The 16,781-nt window shown below is 39.5% G+C and carries 13 protein-coding genes, 1 other RNA gene, 1 riboswitch and 1 other annotated feature; of the genes, 1 reads left to right on the top strand and 13 read right to left on the bottom strand.

The window, feature by feature from the left end:
- The 5 genes from IQ10_RS10610 to ssrS all read right to left on the bottom strand — a co-directional run bounded on the left by IQ10_RS10610 (position 1) and on the right by ssrS (position 5,007).
- Positions 1–1,425 carry a LutB/LldF family L-lactate oxidation iron-sulfur protein gene (locus IQ10_RS10610; RefSeq protein WP_144450484.1) on the bottom strand — a complete coding sequence of 475 codons (1,425 nt, stop codon included), beginning with the start codon at positions 1,423–1,425 and terminating at the stop codon, positions 1–3.
- Positions 1,426–1,432: 7 nt separating this feature from the next.
- The gene (locus tag IQ10_RS10605) at positions 1,433–2,170 is read right to left on the bottom strand and encodes a (Fe-S)-binding protein (protein ID WP_144450483.1); all 738 of its coding nucleotides are present in this window, start codon (positions 2,168–2,170) and stop codon (positions 1,433–1,435) included.
- Positions 2,171–2,447: 277 nt separating this feature from the next.
- A complete protein-coding gene (locus IQ10_RS10600; RefSeq protein WP_144450482.1) occupies positions 2,448–3,212 on the bottom strand; it encodes a tRNA threonylcarbamoyladenosine dehydratase in 765 nt (254 codons plus the stop codon).
- A 143-nt stretch (positions 3,213–3,355) separates the two neighbouring features.
- Complete coding sequence (locus IQ10_RS10595; RefSeq protein ID WP_144450481.1) at positions 3,356–4,630, bottom strand: ATP-binding protein; 1,275 nt, start codon at positions 4,628–4,630, stop codon at positions 3,356–3,358.
- Positions 4,631–4,830: 200 nt separating this feature from the next.
- A non-coding RNA gene (gene ssrS / locus IQ10_RS10590) (6S RNA) lies at positions 4,831–5,007 on the bottom strand.
- A 145-nt stretch (positions 5,008–5,152) separates the two neighbouring features.
- On the opposite strand from ssrS, the gene IQ10_RS10585 reads away from it, so the two are divergent.
- The gene (locus IQ10_RS10585) at positions 5,153–5,458 is read left to right on the top strand and encodes a hypothetical protein (protein WP_144450480.1); all 306 of its coding nucleotides are present in this window, start codon (positions 5,153–5,155) and stop codon (positions 5,456–5,458) included.
- On the opposite strand, the gene IQ10_RS10580 is transcribed toward IQ10_RS10585, so the two are convergent.
- From IQ10_RS10580 to recJ, 8 genes are all read right to left on the bottom strand, one after another.
- Complete coding sequence (locus IQ10_RS10580) at positions 5,435–6,667, bottom strand: homoserine dehydrogenase (RefSeq protein ID WP_144450479.1); 1,233 nt, start codon at positions 6,665–6,667, stop codon at positions 5,435–5,437. The genes IQ10_RS10585 and IQ10_RS10580 overlap by 24 nt on opposite strands.
- 149 nt (positions 6,668–6,816) lie before the next feature.
- Positions 6,817–6,931, bottom strand: a riboswitch (SAM riboswitch).
- An 80-nt stretch (positions 6,932–7,011) separates the two neighbouring features.
- Positions 7,012–8,799 (bottom strand): aspartate--tRNA ligase, encoded by a 1,788-nt coding sequence (gene aspS / locus IQ10_RS10575; RefSeq protein WP_144450478.1) that lies wholly within the window; start codon positions 8,797–8,799, stop codon positions 7,012–7,014.
- A gap of 5 nt (positions 8,800–8,804) precedes the next feature.
- A complete protein-coding gene (gene hisS, locus IQ10_RS10570; RefSeq protein WP_144450477.1) occupies positions 8,805–10,082 on the bottom strand; it encodes a histidine--tRNA ligase in 1,278 nt (425 codons plus the stop codon).
- 180 nt (positions 10,083–10,262) lie between these two features.
- Positions 10,263–10,489 (bottom strand) — a binding site (T-box leader).
- Between the two features lie 98 nt (positions 10,490–10,587).
- Positions 10,588–10,764, bottom strand: coding sequence for a hypothetical protein (locus tag IQ10_RS18200; RefSeq protein WP_199757414.1), 177 nt, complete (start codon positions 10,762–10,764; stop codon positions 10,588–10,590).
- Between the two features lie 187 nt (positions 10,765–10,951).
- Complete coding sequence (gene dtd, locus IQ10_RS10565; protein WP_144450476.1) at positions 10,952–11,392, bottom strand: D-aminoacyl-tRNA deacylase; 441 nt, start codon at positions 11,390–11,392, stop codon at positions 10,952–10,954.
- 29 nt (positions 11,393–11,421) lie between these two features.
- Positions 11,422–13,608: a RelA/SpoT family protein gene (locus IQ10_RS10560; RefSeq protein ID WP_144450475.1), complete on the bottom strand. Its 2,187-nt coding sequence runs from the start codon at positions 13,606–13,608 to the stop codon at positions 11,422–11,424.
- 235 nt (positions 13,609–13,843) lie between these two features.
- Positions 13,844–14,359 carry an adenine phosphoribosyltransferase gene (locus tag IQ10_RS10555; protein WP_144450474.1) on the bottom strand — a complete coding sequence of 172 codons (516 nt, stop codon included), beginning with the start codon at positions 14,357–14,359 and terminating at the stop codon, positions 13,844–13,846.
- A gap of 2 nt (positions 14,360–14,361) precedes the next feature.
- Positions 14,362–16,731, bottom strand: coding sequence for a single-stranded-DNA-specific exonuclease RecJ (gene recJ, locus IQ10_RS10550; RefSeq protein ID WP_144450473.1), 2,370 nt, complete (start codon positions 16,729–16,731; stop codon positions 14,362–14,364).
- Between the last annotated feature and the right edge of the window lie 50 nt (positions 16,732–16,781).

Genomic DNA, 16,781 nt, shown 5'->3' with positions numbered 1-16,781 from the left:
TTACTCCTCCTTTTTATCTCGTTTATCAAACCATTTCCGAAATGATTCTTTGCTTGGCTCAGGGAAATCACGGATATCCGTCCACGGTTTAACAGGACCTGGCCCTTTTGAAATCTTCCCGTCCTTTGAAAATGGTCCCATCATCGTTGGCGCCATTTTCGAGCCTACATTGTAGAGCTTTGATGAGCTCGCAGCAAGCGCAAATCCTTTCATTGCTAGCTTCTCACCAAAGGCAGCCTTCCCTTGATCCTCAACGATATTACGTCTATGCTTGACGAGCAGTTCATGCAAAGGAATTTTAACAGGGCACGCATCGGTACAAGCTGCGCATAAGCTCGAAGCAAATGGAAGCTCTTTGTAATCATCATAGCCACCAAGTAACGGCGACAAAACCGCGCCAATTGGGCCAGGATAAATCGAACCATATGAATGACCACCGATATGGCGATAAATTGGACAGACATTAATACAAGCAGCACAGCGAATACATTGGAGGGCTGATTGAAACTCAGTTCCGAGAATGTTTGAACGTCCGTTATCAACAATCACTAAATGAAATTCCTCAGGACCATCGACATCGGCTTCTTCCTTTGGGCCTGTCAATCCTGTTATATAGCTCGTTAATTTTTGACCAACCGCACTCCGACATAACATGCTCACTAATACATCAAGCTCTTCCCATGTTGGAACGATCCGCTCCATACCCATTACTGAAATTTGCGTTTTAGGCAAGCTTGTTGCAAGACGTGCATTTCCTTCATTTGTGACAAGTGATATACTACCAGATTCCGCAACAGCAAAATTACAGCCAGTAATGCCAAGGTCTGCAGTTAAGAACTCTTGGCGGAGCTGTTCGCGAGCAAATAAGGCTAATTCCTCTGGCTTAGAAGACTTTTGATAGCCTTTTTTTTCACGGAATGTATCACGTATTTGATCTTTGTTTTTATGAAGAGCAGGTGCAACAATATGTGAAGGTGGATCATGATCATCGATTTGGAGAATATATTCACCTAAGTCCGTTTCAATGACTTCACAGCCCATTGCTTCAAGCGCATCGTTCATACTGATTTCTTCTGTCACCATCGATTTGGACTTAATAATCTTTTTTACTTCTTTTTTGGCGACAACATCCTTGATATATTGATTTGCTTCATCAGCTGTCTGCGCAAAGAAAACGTGTCCCCCGTTTTTCGTGACATTTGTCGCAAGCTGCTCTAAGTAATAATCAAGGTTTTCTAAAGTGTGCTGACGGATTTCCTCAGCTAAGTCACGCCAATCCTCCCAATCACCAAGTTCCTCCGCAGCAAAATCCTTCGCATTCTTCAATCGTTCTTGAGCTGATACGACTGCATTTCTCATAAAATCGTTTTTCAACCCTTTATCAACACGTCCAAAAAACTCAATATCTCCAATTTTCATCGCCATTTCTTACTCACCCCTTTGTCTTCGCTGTTTGATTTAACACCTGGGCAATATGCATGACTTGAATCGGCTTACCTTGACGATCAATCCGCCCACCAATGTTCATCAAGCACCCACAATCAGCCCCGACAAGCACTTCTGCATTTGTTTCTTCGATATGGCTAATTTTCTCATTGACCATTTGCTCTGAAATCGGCACCATTTTCACCGAAAATGTTCCTCCAAACCCACAGCATATCTCTTTATTCGGTAATGTCGTAAACTCTAAATCGTTCACATTGTTTAATAGTTTCATTGGTGCATCTTTGACACCAAGCAAACGCGTCATATGACAAGATGTATGATAAGTTGCTTTAACGGGAAACGTAGCTCCTACATCTTCAACTTTAAGCATATCAACTAGGAATTGTGTGAATTCATATGTTTTTTCTACTAAACGTTTTGCACGTTCTTTCCACTCTGGTTCATTTTTAAATAACTCTGGATATTCATGAATCATCGCTGCACATGAACCAGAAGGTGTTACCACATATTCAGATGATTCAAAAGCACGAATCATATTTTTAGCAACGTCCTTAGCCTCACGATGATAACCACTGTTAAAGGCAGGCTGCCCACAGCATGTTTGGGCTCCTGGAAAATCAACATTACACCCTAGGCGCTCTAACACCTCAACTGTATCTTTTCCTACCCCAGGATAGAAAACATCTGCCAAACAGGTAATAAACAACGAAACATTATAGCTCATATTTATTCTCCCCCTTCACTCATATGGTCATCTGATGACTAAAATGTAACTGCTTTCATTATAAGGAATATTGATAGAGTATTCAACAGGCTCGAGTGACTTTTAAAAAATATATGAACTTATTTCTCGTATAACACTAAATTTCGTATATAAAAAGGTCGTTTTTATCATTTACAACGATGGTAAGGCTACTGAACCTATCGCTAATGACTATAGTATGGAATAATAAAAAGCCGCTGAAAACACTTTTCAACAGCTTTCTACTTTTCTTCCCTTACTATCCGCGATTAATTTCAATTCCATCTAACAGCTTCGTAATGACACGTCCTGCCATAATTAAACCACAAACAGATGGGACAAATGCATTTGAAGATGGTGGAATTTTCGCTTTACGAATACTCCCTTGCTCCGCTGTTTCTGGAACGATCTCTTTTCGGATATCTTCACGAATCTTGATCGGTTGCTCATCAGAGAAAACGACTTCAATGCCTTTATGAATACCTTCTTTACGCAAGCGAGTTCGGATCACCTTCGCCAAAGGATCGTAATTTGTTTTGGATATATCGGTTACCCGTAAGCGAGTAGGATCCATTTTATTGGCGACACCCATACTAGAGATGATTGGAATCTTTCTCTCTAAGCATTGCTTCATTAAATGGATTTTATAAGAAATCGTGTCGCTCGCATCGATGACATAGTCAAGATCATAACTGAAAAATTGCTCATACGTCTCTTCTGTATAAAACATTTTTAACGCAATCACTTCACAATCAGGGTTTATATCTTGAATCCGTTCCTTCATTAACTCTACTTTTTGTCTTCCAACTGTAGATAATAACGCATGAATTTGTCTATTTACATTCGTAATATCAACATCGTCTTTATCAACAAGGACAAGTCTACCAACGCCAGAACGTGCAAGAGCCTCTGCCGAGAACGAACCTACTCCTCCTATGCCAAGAACGGCAACTGTACTATTTTTCAATCGATCTAGACCATCATGCCCAATCGCTAATTCATTACGTGAAAATTGATGCAACATCCTTTTTTACCCCTTCCAACCCATAAATATAAACAGGTATTATCGGAATTGACTATACCATAGCAAATTAACTATGTGCAAGCTCACTTTCCCACTACTTTCCACAGGAAAATCAAGATCTTTTCCACTCATCTTTTGACGAATTAATCGTTCTCTACAGCCAATGGAAATGAAAGAATAAAACAAGTTCCTTTACCTACTTCGCTCTCGACTTTAATGTCACCACGCATTGCTTTAATAATACTGTAGACAACCATCGTTCCGAGTCCCGTCCCTTTATCTTTCGTTGTATAAAATGGTGTACCTAATCGTTCAATTTGTTCTTCATTCATTCCTACGCCTGTATCTCGAATGCTAATGGCAGCTTTACCATTCTTCTCTTTTAAATGAATGGACATCTTGCCGCCTTCTGGCATCGATTCAATTCCATTTTTGATAATATTGATGAGACATTGATGAAGCTTTTCTCCTTCTCCCACAATAGAAAGGTCATCATCTTTTTGTACATCGATGTGAACATTATTCAATAATGCAAAAGGGTTTACCACTTTAATAATATAGTCAATTTCTTTATTGACATCTAATATTTCAATATTATGTAATGAAGGTTTTGCAAATGTGAGATAGTCGGTAATCGTCCGTTCAGCTCGATCTAATTCTTCTAGAGAAAAATTAATATATAATTCTTTTTGTTTTTCTGTTAAATCGGGATCTCTCATTAATTGAATAAATCCCTTCGTAACCGTTAGTGGATTTCTTACTTCATGAGATATACTTGCCGCAATTTCGCTGACTGTCTTCAATTTTTCCAGTCTTCTTAATTCTTTAGCTAAAGCTGTATTACTTCTTTCTTTCTCAATAAAATGAACAATTAACACAGTTCCGATTGATTGAACGATTAAAAAAATACTAAAAAATAAAAAATACTGTAGATTCACTAATTTCGGAAAAAATAAAATAATAACTAATACCATTATTAGTACCCCTAGAGACGAGGTGATAATAGCAAGGACGACTCTTTTTTTAAGGATTGATGTCCGATTAAAGGATGGAATAATGAACCATAAAGAAACAAGTAATAAAGAATGAACGGCTAATGATCCATAAAACCCAGCACCATCTAAATAAAATCGATAGACAGTCAAAATAATGAATAAAATAACTGCAACTCTACGTCCTCCATATAATGCTCCAACAATAAAAGGAACTTGACGTAAATCAAACATATGACCATTTTGGAGATTAATTGTAAATGACAAACAAAGAATAATTGAAATTCCTGCAATTAGCGTAATTAAAAATTCATTTGCTAAACGATGAACTTTTCTTTCTACATACCTAAGATAAATAAAGAAAAAACTAAAAACTAATAGGATATTTAATAGAAATGTCTGCAAATCATTAAAGAGGATATCCATTTTCATAACTCCGATCTCAAATTCACTACTTATCACATACCATTTTTTTAACTCACTTCCCAAAAAACGAGTAACATCTTTCTTTATTACTCTTATCATACATGATTCCAATTTATTTTTTCATATTTTTGACTATTTCGACAATAAAAATAAGCAACCTCCATAAAGGAAATTGCTTATAAACACTTATTATGTAGAGCAAGAATCCCAATAATGCCGTTGTCCCTTTTGCTTTGAACCTGCATGGCAGGTGGGTGCCATGTGTTTATCTTCTCACTTCCTTACCATGAAGGCATGCAATCCAATAATCAACGGTAGCTCCCAATCAAAAAGTGTTGGCTCAAAACGTATAGTGCTCACGTACATCTCAGGACTCTCACTGTCTTGATTACATATTATCAAACTATTTTTCTGTAGTCAACATTAAATTCAGAATTTTTCGTTAAGTTATTTTTTGTGGTAGACATCCTCATATGTTACAGTTGATGTATTAAAATCCCGCGAAAAGGAATGAGCCAATTTATGAACCTGCTAGCTACACAACGCTGTGTTGAAATTCGTCAAGAAATCGGCTGGACCGAAAAACGTACGGTTGAAACTTCATTTGAGATGAAGCTTTTTGAAGATCAACTAACGATCAAAAATGATACATTCCCACTGACATCCATTTTCGATATTTCGTACCGTAAAAAGCCTGAGAAAGATGCAATGGGATTTCTATACTTACACACAAGTCAAGGCGTTAGAACATTTTATATTAAAGAAGAGCCCATTTCACTTCTGAATGCATATCAAAAATTAAAATTAGAGCGACCCGAACTGCGCTGAATGAACAGCTTCAACTTGCTTGCGGTTAGACACATTACCGTAAATAGGATATGTCGGATAAGGAGAATCTTCTCCTCGGCTAGAAGTAATAATCCACCCCTCGCCTTCATGATGACTATATGTATCAATAACAGATACATGATGTTCTTTCACCCATGCAATGGCCTGCTCACGTTCTAAATGTGTAATAAAAAGAAGAGCGTGAGAGAATGGTTCTTCCCCTTTCTCTTTTCTGAGCGCTATCGAGCTAAGAATGGTTGTCCGTTGATGGAAAAGATAATCTTCTACCATACTGTTTGCCGTTGCTTCTTTACCAGCACCTGGTCCAATAAAAAGGAGTTGGTTAATCGTAGATCCTTCAAGTGAAATGCCATTTGTGACCCCTCTTACATTTGCTAACGGTTCATTTTGTGAGAGGAAGGCTGGTCTAACCGCACCAACTACTTTCTCTCCATCATACCAAGCTTCACCAATCAATTTTAGTTTAAATCCTATTTTTTCCCCTACTTCCACATGCCAATCTTCTATTTCTGAAATGCCTTGTCGTAAGTAAGCTTCAACTGTTGGCCACTCACCAAAACAGAGACGACTTAAAATCCGAATTTTATACCATGCATCAAAGCCTTCAAGATCATCGGTCGGGTCAGCCTCTGCATAACCAAGCTCCTTTGCCTCAAACAGCACGTCGGCAAAGCTACGGTGGTTTTCGATCATTTCTGTTAGCATATAGTTCGTTGTCCCATTTAAAATCCCTGAAACGCGCGAGATCGGTGTTGTTGCTAGGTTCCCTTTCAATGCATTAATAATTGGAACCCCACCAGCAACAGCAGCTTCATACCCATAATAGGTGCCGTTAACTTCAGCCGCCTTCTCTAATTCCGCCCCTTTCTCTGCTACTAGCTTCTTATTAGCCGTTATGACTGGAATCCCTTTTTCTAACCAATGCGTTGTATAGGAAAAGGCTGGTTCTATCCCTCCAATTGCTTCAAAAATCACATCATATTGAGCAAGCTCGCAGAATTCTTGCCACTCTGTCGTTACCACTGTTTCTACATTTTCCGTACGCTTTTTTTGACGATCCTTAACGAGAATTGCCTTTATCTCAAACTCTTGACCTAGCAGTTGTTGCACTGCTTCCTTTGTTGTCGTTAAACGTTCATATACTCCACTTCCAACCGTACCATAGCCAATCAATCCAATTTGCAACATGTTCGCTACCCCTCTCTTTTTTACAAAAAGCGAAAACACCTCATTTACGAGCAAGTTGGTATTTACGCTGGACATCCACCCATTTTCTAAACTTTCAACTTTTGAAAAAACAAAAAAACCTCTCCGATAAGGAAAGGTTTCTCTGCCTTTACTTATCTCTCAGAATGCAATGCATTCTGCTGGAATTAGCACCTTTTTTTGCATGGCATGCAAAACGGTTGCCGGGCTTCACAGGGTCAGTCCCTCCACCACTCTTGATAAGTTTGAAATTTTTAACTGTTCATTTACTTTAACGCTGATTATAAGGTAGTAAGTCACTGACTGTCAATGTTTAATTTCATTTATTAAACGTTAACCTTATCTGCTTTCTTACCAATAATAGATAGATTTAAATCAATTAATTGCTCAACACTTACTCCGCCTGGAGCATTCGTTAGCAAGCAGCTCGCACTTGCTGTTTTCGGGAATGCAATTGTATCACGTAAGTTCGTACGTCCAGCAAGTAGCATGATCATACGATCAAGACCAAGAGCAATACCACCATGTGGAGGCGTTCCAAATTCAAATGCATCCAATAAGAAACCAAATTGCTCACGAGCCTCTTCTTCTGAGAATCCAAGCGCTTTGAACATTTGCTCTTGAATGTTACGTTGGTAAATACGTTGCGATCCGCCACCTAGCTCATAGCCATTTAAGACAAGGTCATATGCATCAGCACGAACGCTTCCAGGGTCTGTAGCAAGAAGCTCGATATCTTCTTTTTTCGGACTTGTGAATGGATGGTGAAGAGCTACATAACGTTTCGCATCCTCATCATATTCAACAAGCGGGAAATCTACAACCCAAAGGAAGTTAAATTGGCTAGTATCAATTAAGTCAAATTGCTTACCGAATTTCAAACGAAGAGCACCAAGGCTATCGAAAACAACTTGACTCTTGTCAGCACCAAAGAATAGTAAGTCACCAGCTTCTGCTCCTAATGCTTCAAGTAATGCAGCTTCTTGATCACCTTCAAAGAATTTGGCAATTGGTCCCTTCAATCCGTCTTCCTCAACTTTTAACCAAGCAAGACCTTTAGCACCGTATTGCTTAACGAAATCTGTTAGAGCATCGATTTCTTTACGAGAAAGCTTGTCAGCTCCTCCTTTTAAGTTAAGGCCTTTCACAATACCTCCACTTGCTAGTGCACTTTGGAATACTTTGAACTCTGTATCCTTAACAACTTCAGATAGTTCAATAAGCTCCATACCAAAACGAAGATCTGGTTTATCAGAACCAAAACGATTCATTGCCTCGTCATACGTTAAACGTGGAAGTGGAAGAGACAACTCAACTCCCTTTGTTTCTTTTAAGATTTTAGCCATCATGTTCTCTGTCATGGCAAGCAAATCTTCTTTGTCCATGAAAGAAGTCTCAATATCGACTTGCGTAAATTCTGGCTGACGATCTGCACGTAAATCTTCATCACGGAAACAACGAACAATTTGATAATAACGCTCGAAACCAGAAACCATTAGCAATTGCTTAAATAACTGTGGTGATTGTGGTAACGCATAAAATTCACCGTGATGGACACGACTTGGAACAAGATAGTCACGAGCTCCTTCTGGCGTACTCTTTGTCAGCATTGGTGTCTCAATTTCCATAAATGTTTGCTCATCAAGAAAATCACGAATGATCTTTGTCGTACGGTGACGAAGCTTAAATGTTTCTTGCATATCTGGACGGCGAAGGTCAAGATAACGGTATTTTAGACGAACATCCTCTGATGCATCTGTATCTGCTTCAATCTGGAAAGGAACAGGCTTTGATACATTTAAAATTGTGATATTGCTTGCATGAATTTCAATTTCTCCAGTTGCGAGTTTATCATTCACGGTCTTCGGATCACGTAAGACAACTTCTCCTTCGACTTCAATAACATACTCATTACGTACGCGGTCTGCTGCTTCTAATGCGCTCTTGTTAACCTCTGGACTGAAAACAACTTGGACAATTCCAGAGCGATCACGAACATCAAGAAAAATAACCTGTCCTAAATCACGACGTTTTTGTACCCAACCTTTCAATTGAACGCGGTCCCCAACATGTTCGTTACGAATCTCTCCACAATGATGTGTTCTTCCTATCATCTTCATTACCTCCCAAGATTTTGTTGTTTCATATAATCAATAAATAAATCTAGTGCAACCTCTTTTTGTTCGCCGGTCTCCATATTTTTCACATTAATCAGTCCTTGCACCAGCTCATCATCTCCAAGTATCGCTGTGAAACGTGCTTCTAATCGATCTGCAGCCTTAAATTGTGCTTTCATTTTCTTATCTAAATAATCTTTGTCCGCACATAAACCAGCAGCACGTAGTTGATACAATAATTCAACACTTTTCTCTTTTGCCGCATCACCGAGAGAAACGAGATAGCAATCGAGTGCTGTTTCAACTGGAATTTCCTTACTCTGTGCTTTTAGTGCCATAATGACACGTTCGATACTAAATGCAAAGCCAATCCCTGGTGTCGGTGGTCCACCAAGCTGTTCAACAAGACCTGTATAGCGTCCTCCACCACATAATGTCGTGATTGCACCGAATCCATCTCCATCAGCCATAATTTCAAAAGCTGTATGATAGTAGTAGTCAAGACCACGGACAAGTGTTGGATCAACGACATAAGGAATGTTTAATTGATCAAGATAAGCTCTTACCTGTTCAAAGTAAGCTTTTGATTCCTCGTTTAAGTACTCAAGAATCGAAGGAGCCGTCTTCATCAATGGATGCTCTCGGTCTTTTTTACAGTCAAGAATACGAAGTGGATTCTTCTCTAGTCGACTTTGACAATCTTGACAAAATTCCGAGATACTCGGTTTAAAATGATCGATCAATGCTTGACGATGCGCATCACGGCTTTCTTTGTCACCAAGGCTATTTAAGACAAGCTTAATATCTTTTAGACCAAGCTCTGCGTATATACTCATGACAAGTGCTAGTACTTCTGCATCAATCGCTGGATCAGCGCTTCCTAACGCTTCTACACCAAATTGAACAAACTGACGCATCCGTCCAGATTGTGGACGCTCATAACGAAACATCGGCCCAGTGTAGTAAAGCTTTGTTGGCTGGTTTGCTTGACCAAATAGCTTCTTTTCAACGTATGAACGAACAACAGCAGCAGTTCCCTCTGGACGCAATGTTAAGCTGCGATTCCCTCGATCTTCAAATGTATACATTTCCTTTTGCACAATATCAGTCGTGTCACCAACACCGCGCTGGAATAGATCAGTGTGCTCAAAAATTGGTGTTCGAATTTCCTGATAGTTATAGCGACGACAAACATCTTTCGCCACGCCTTCAATATACTGCCAAATTTCCACTTCTCCCGGTAAAATATCTTGGGTTCCGCGTGGAATTTGAATACTCATGTCACTTTCCTCCTCAACATTAGATCACTTCATTTAGAAAAACTTGGCTTATTGCTAAACCTTTATGGCGAAAGCCTTAGTTGACTACAGGATGTAGGTACTTGGCGTTGCACGCACGACGCGAGCGTAATTAGACTTGCTTAAAGTAAATAAAAAAACTCCCATCCCTGATGATTCATCATCAGGGACGAGAGTTATACCCGTGGTGCCACCCTAAATTGAAGCAATATTGCTTCCACTTTACACAGTTAACGCCTGTTACACGTTTTTTCCTACTAGTATATACGTTCAGAAAAACTCCTCTGAGCTGTTCGTTCATTAAGGCAGATATGGAGGGCTCTCAGCCACGACCTCTCCTCTCTAAAACATCCTTCCCCTTAATTACTCTGTCTCATCTTCGGAATGGTTAGTTTTGTTGTTTAATTAGTGAAAAATTCTGTCGAAGTTATGCGAACTTCGTTAGCTCGTTTCTATCATACGAATGAAAAGGTAACCTGTCAATAGGCTAATTACGATTAAGTTTATTCTTAAGCGTCTTCACATCTCGTAACGAGAGCCCAAATTCTGAAGCAAGTTCAAGATTGGTCTGCTGTCCTTCTCGTTCCATAAAGTTATGATAATCCATGTTAAACAAGGGCTGTAAGCTATGGTGATGCATTTGTTGTCTCGAACTTGAGCGCATCGTGATCCATTCCTTCCGTTTTTAGTCTTTCTACTATCATGACCAAAAACAGAAGAAAACTTACATGACAGAAAGTTCCGAGTTTCAACGGTTGATTCCTTCACATTAAAACGGTAGGAAAGAGATCCTGTTTGTTCAAATAAGAAAGTAAGCTTAACATCAAAGCTCGCTCTCCTAAAACACTATATTATTTACTTTCAACGATTAATGTAACAGGTCCATTGTTGACTAGTGCAACATCCATCATTGCACCAAATTTTCCCGTCTGCACATCAATCCCTTTTTGTCTAAACGTTTCATTCAATTGATTGTATAGCTCTTCAGCCATAGGGGGCTTGGCAGCAGCCATAAAATTAGGTCGTCTCCCTTTACGAGTATCTCCGTAAAGAGTAAATTGAGAAACCGATAAGATTTGACCATTGACGTCTTTTAACGAATGATTCATTTTACCTTCTTCGTCTTCAAAAATCCGTAAGTTCACGATTTTATCCGCGATATATTCAACATCTTGAATCGTATCTTCGTGTGTAACACCAACAAGAAGAGTTAATCCAAAATCAATTTTACCAATTACCGCGCCATCTACCGCCACTTTTGCTTCTTTCGTTCGTTGCAGTACAACTCGCATTTATCTATCATCCCTACTCAATACTTTGCTTAATGCATCACTCTGCGTACAGAATAAATATCTCGTAATTGTTTAATTTTTTCTACGACTTTGTGCAGGTGATCAATATTTTGAATCGAAATCGTCATATGAATGGTCGCTACCTTCTGACGATGATCTGAACGTCCTGATACAGCATTAATGACCGTGCGAGATTCTGTCACAGCATGAAGCACCTCATTTAATAATCCGTTTCGATCATAGCCTGAGATTTCGATATCAACATTATATGACTTGCTTTGCTGAACGTCGCCTTCCCACTCTACAGGTAATAGCCTACCTTGCGCTTCTTCATTTTGTACATTGGCACAGTCAGAACGATGAATCGAGACCCCTCTTCCTTTCGTGATGTAACCGATAATATCGTCACCAGGAACTGGTGTACAGCAACGTGATAAACGAATTAGCAGGTTATCTACACCCTTCACTTTCACACCTGAATGAGTCTTTTTCTTCGGTCTATGCGTTTGGACATCCGATAAAGCAGCCGCAAGTGATTGATCCTCTTGATCTTGATCCATTTGTTTTCTTAGTTTCTCAGTCAACTTGTTAACAATTTGTTTAACGCTAATACCACCGTAGCCAGTAGCAGCAAACATATCTTCTTCACCAGCAAAGCTAAACTTATTGGCCACTTCAGCAATATTTTCAGGCGTTAGTACTTCCTTTGGCTCAAAATCTAATGCTCGAATTTCTTTTTCAATTAAGTCGCGGCCTTTTTCAACATTTTCTTCTCTTCGTTCCTTCTTAAACCATTGTCTGATTTTATTTTTCGCATGAGAAGACTTTGTGATTTTCAGCCAATCCTGACTTGGCCCGTAAGAATGCTTCGACGTTAAGACTTCAACGATATCACCCGTTTTTAATTGGTGATCAAGTGGTACCATCTTCCCGTTTACCTTTGCGCCAATACATCGATTTCCAATTTCACTATGGATTCGATAAGCAAAATCAAGTGGAACAGAACCAGCTGGCAATTCAATAACATCACCTTTTGGAGAAAACACGAAGACCATGTCTGAAAATAAGTCCATTTTTAAAGATTCCATAAATTCTTGCGCGTCGTTTGTTTCAGTTTGAGACTCGATCACGTCTCTAAACCAGCTTAGCTTGTCCTCAAACGAATTCTCGTTGATTGAGACTGTTTTACCTTCTTTATATGCCCAGTGAGCAGCAACCCCAAATTCAGCGATACGATGCATTTCTTCTGTTCTAATTTGGACTTCGAGTGGATCTCCGTATGGTCCAACCACAGTCGTATGCAATGATTGATACATATTCGCTTTTGGCATTGCAATGTAGTCCTTAAAACGCCCTGGCATCGGCTTCCAACAGGTATGAATCACACCAAGAACGGCATAGCAATCTTTTATGCTTTTTACAACAATACGAACAGCCAACAAGTCATAAATCTCATTAAATTGCTTGTTTTGCAGAACCATCTTTCGATAAATACTATAAATGTGCTTCGGACGTCCTGAAAGCTCAGCTTCTACATGAACATCAGTTAGTTGAGTATTTATCGTATCCATAACTTCAGATAAATATTGCTCACGCTCTGCACGTTTGCGTTTCATTAAATTAACAATACGGTAATACTGTTGTGGATCTAAATAACGTAGAGCCGTATCTTCAAGCTCCCATTTAATTTTTGAGATACCGAGTCTATGTGCAAGTGGAGCAAAGATTTCAAGCGTTTCATTTGAAGTCACTCGTTGCTTCTCTGGTGGCATAAATTTTAACGTTCGCATATTATGAAGACGGTCAGCGAGCTTAATTAAAATGACACGAATATCTTTTGCCATAGCAATGAGCATTTTACGATGATTTTCCGCTTGTTGCTCTTCTTTTGACTTATATTTAAACTTCTTCAGCTTCGTTACACCATCAACAAGCATCGCGACTTGGTCATTAAATGCTTCTTCAATGTCCACTTCCGTCACATCTGTATCTTCAACCACATCATGAAGAAAAGCTGCTGCAACAGTATTCGGATCGAGTTCAAGCTCCACAATAATTCCAGCAACCTGAATCGGATGTAGAATATAAGGTTCGCCCGATTTACGATACTGTCCTTCATGAGCTTTCTCCGCATATTCATAAGCCTTTCGCAAAAAAGCGACGTCTTCCTCATTTAAGTAAAGACTCGCTTTCTCTAACACTTGATCTATCGTCATGGAATCACCTATTTACGATTCAATATTTCCTTATATTATGGTTAAGTTTTCTCTGTATGTAAAGGGGAAAGAACGAAAATTGTCGAGGTAGACTCGTTAAAATCAACCACTAAGGGAAAAAACAGTTATTAAAAAGAAAAGGACCGATCCCAAAACCACAACATACAGTGCGTATATAAGAAATAATACGCTGTATATTGTAGTCCTGTTATAGAGATCAGACCCTGAAAAATGTTCAATTATATGTCATTAATGAAAATACATCATATCCATCTAAACGATCGCGACCGTCAAGGTAACCTAGCTCGATCATAAAGGCAATACCAACTACATCGCCACCAAGCTCTTCGACCATTTTAATTGTCGCTTCAATTGTTCCACCTGTCGCAAGTAGATCATCTGCAATTAACACACGCTGTCCTTTTTTAATCGAGTCGCGGTGAATCGTTAAGCTATCCTTGCCATATTCTAGTCCATAGTCAACTTTTAGCACTTCACGTGGAAGCTTGCCTGGCTTTCTAACAGGTACAAAGCCTGCATCTAGGGCATAAGCAATTGGACAGCCTACAACAAATCCTCGCGCTTCTGGACCAACGACAACGTCTGCTTGTTTTGCACGTGCATATTCCGCCATCTCATTAATCGCTGCTTTATATGCTTGTCCATCTTGCATTAAGGTCGTAATATCTTTGAAACGAATCCCTTCCTTTGGATAATCTTCCACAATCGTAATATACTTTTTAAAATCCATTTCTATACCGTCTCCTTGATTAACTTGTTATCTACTTCTTTTTTAGAAATCACTTGAGTGAACCATTGCTTTAACTCATCATACGAAGTATAGACAAAGTCATTTTCAATATGAGCTTGCTCTTGCTTCTGGCGATAAGTCTTCGATTCATCTAAGCCCTTTTTTTCTGGCTTTTCTGCGACTGTTACAATGCCGTTCTCTATTGTAACAAATCCGAGCTCACAAAACACCTGTGACATAAAATCAACTGTGTGACGAGACCAGCCTTTATAACTAGCTAACTCTTGACTATGTTTCGTCATATCAAATGACTTGCGTTTTAATAAAAAGGCATAAAACCATTTAAACTGTTCACGATTCGGATTTGTCGTGAAAAAAGAATCGTTCTCTTGATGAAAAATGGTGTAAATTCTGCTCGGCTCTCCTTGATTTTCAAACAATTGCTTTAACTGTTCACGCTCATATGGAACATCTAGCAAAACAAGGTAGCGCTTAGCAATTTGAAGTGGTTCACCAGCTTGTTCATCTTGAACATGAATTTGTAATCCTTCTAATCCCAACGTTGCCTGTGTTTCTTTTCGAAATGCAACAAGGAGTCGTTCTTCCATTGGAATACTCTCTAATCGTTCAAGTAAACGAGTCTTTTGAATACTTCTCCAATCAAACAATTGCCATTCTGAAACAGCTACATCTTCAATCATCATCTGTGGCTTCACATGACCATTCCACTCATTGATAGAGAGCGTTCCAACGGCAGATACTTGCGCTTGTGATGTCATTTCATCATGCAAGTAGCCAAGATGAAAACCAATACCGTCTAGAGTTGCACTATTTTGGGCAAAAGCAACTTTTAAATGATTTGCGTCGCTTCCAATTTTCCGCATTTGCTCCAAATGTACGTCTTGCAGCAATACCTTAGGTGTAGGATTTCGGACGCCAAACGGAGCAAGCTGCTCTAGTTGGCGAATGACCGCAACAGAAATTTCACCGATACTTGCCACTAAGTCAATTGATGTCACTGGCTTAAAATCTTCAGGAGACAACACATCTTTTGCTTGCTCACAAAGTCTCGTCCGTAATGTTGCAACATCATCAGCATTCATTGTTAGTCCTGCCGCCATTGGATGCCCGCCAAAATGTGGTAAGATGTCTCGACTTTTTGATAGCTCAGCAAACATGTCAAAGCCTTCAATGCTTCGTGCCGATCCTTTTGCAAGCCCTTTTTCACTGTCAATACTTAACACAATCGTCGGACGATAGAAACGCTCGACAAGACGGGACGCAACAATTCCAATAACCCCTGCATTCCAACTTTCTCCAGCGATCACAAGGACGTCATTTTCACTAGGAGGAAAATGCGTTTCAACAACAGCTACGGCTGCTTCCGTAATCTCATTTACAATCGCTTGTCTTTCTTTATTGAGCGCATCGATTTCCTCGGCTAACTGTTCTGCTTGCTCTCTATTAGTAGATAAGATCAGTTCAACAGCTGGATCTGCAGAATCAAGTCGACCTGCAGCATTGATTCTTGGACCGATTCCAAAGCCAACATGATCGGCTTGAATGACTTGTGACTGCAGTCCGCATTTATTCTTCAGAGCCACTAAACCTGGTTTATCTGTTGATTGAAGAGCATGTAGGCCGTCCATGACAAGTAAACGATTTTCATCAATCAACGGAACTAAATCAGCAACCGTTCCAATAACCGCAATATCAAGCCATTCATAAGGTACTCTTCCTAGCAATGCATGAGCAACCTTCAGCGCAACACCAACACCTGCTAATCCCTTAAAAGGATAAGGACAGCCTGGCTTTTTCGGATTAATGATCGCATAGGCATCTGGCAAAACTGGCGGAGCTTCATGATGGTCGGTAATGATAAAATCAAGACCAATCTCTTTAGCGACCTCTGCGACATGAACAGCGGCAATACCTGTATCTACAGTGACAATTAATTGATACCCTTCTTCTTTTGCGTGCCTAATTGCTGGCTCATTAGGACCATATCCTTCTGTGAATCGATTTGGAATGTAATAATCAACCTTAGCTCCTAACGATTGCAAAGCATGGAACATGAGAGCCGTGCTACTCACTCCATCTGCATCATAATCTCCAAAAATGAGAATCTTCTCTTCTTGTTCAATTGCCGCACGTATTCTCGTAACAGCACGCTCCATATCATCAAGCAAGAAAGGATCATGATAGACCATTTCTTCTTTATATAAAAAACGTTTCGCCGTCTCTACTGTATCAAAGCCTCTATTTAATAGAAGCTTAGCAACGAGCGGTGCTATCTTTAGTTCACTTACAAGCTCATCGATCTGACTTGATGCTTGTTCTTTTATCTTCCATCTAGCCTTAGGTTTTAACATAAAAAAACACCCCTTGACCTTCCTATTATACAGGAGCATTCAAGGGGTGA

Source organism: Halalkalibacter nanhaiisediminis (assembly GCF_007830185.1).
GTDB lineage: Bacteria > Bacillota > Bacilli > Bacillales > Bacillaceae_D > Halalkalibacter > Halalkalibacter nanhaiisediminis.
This window is presented reverse-complemented; position numbering and strand designations above follow the sequence as displayed.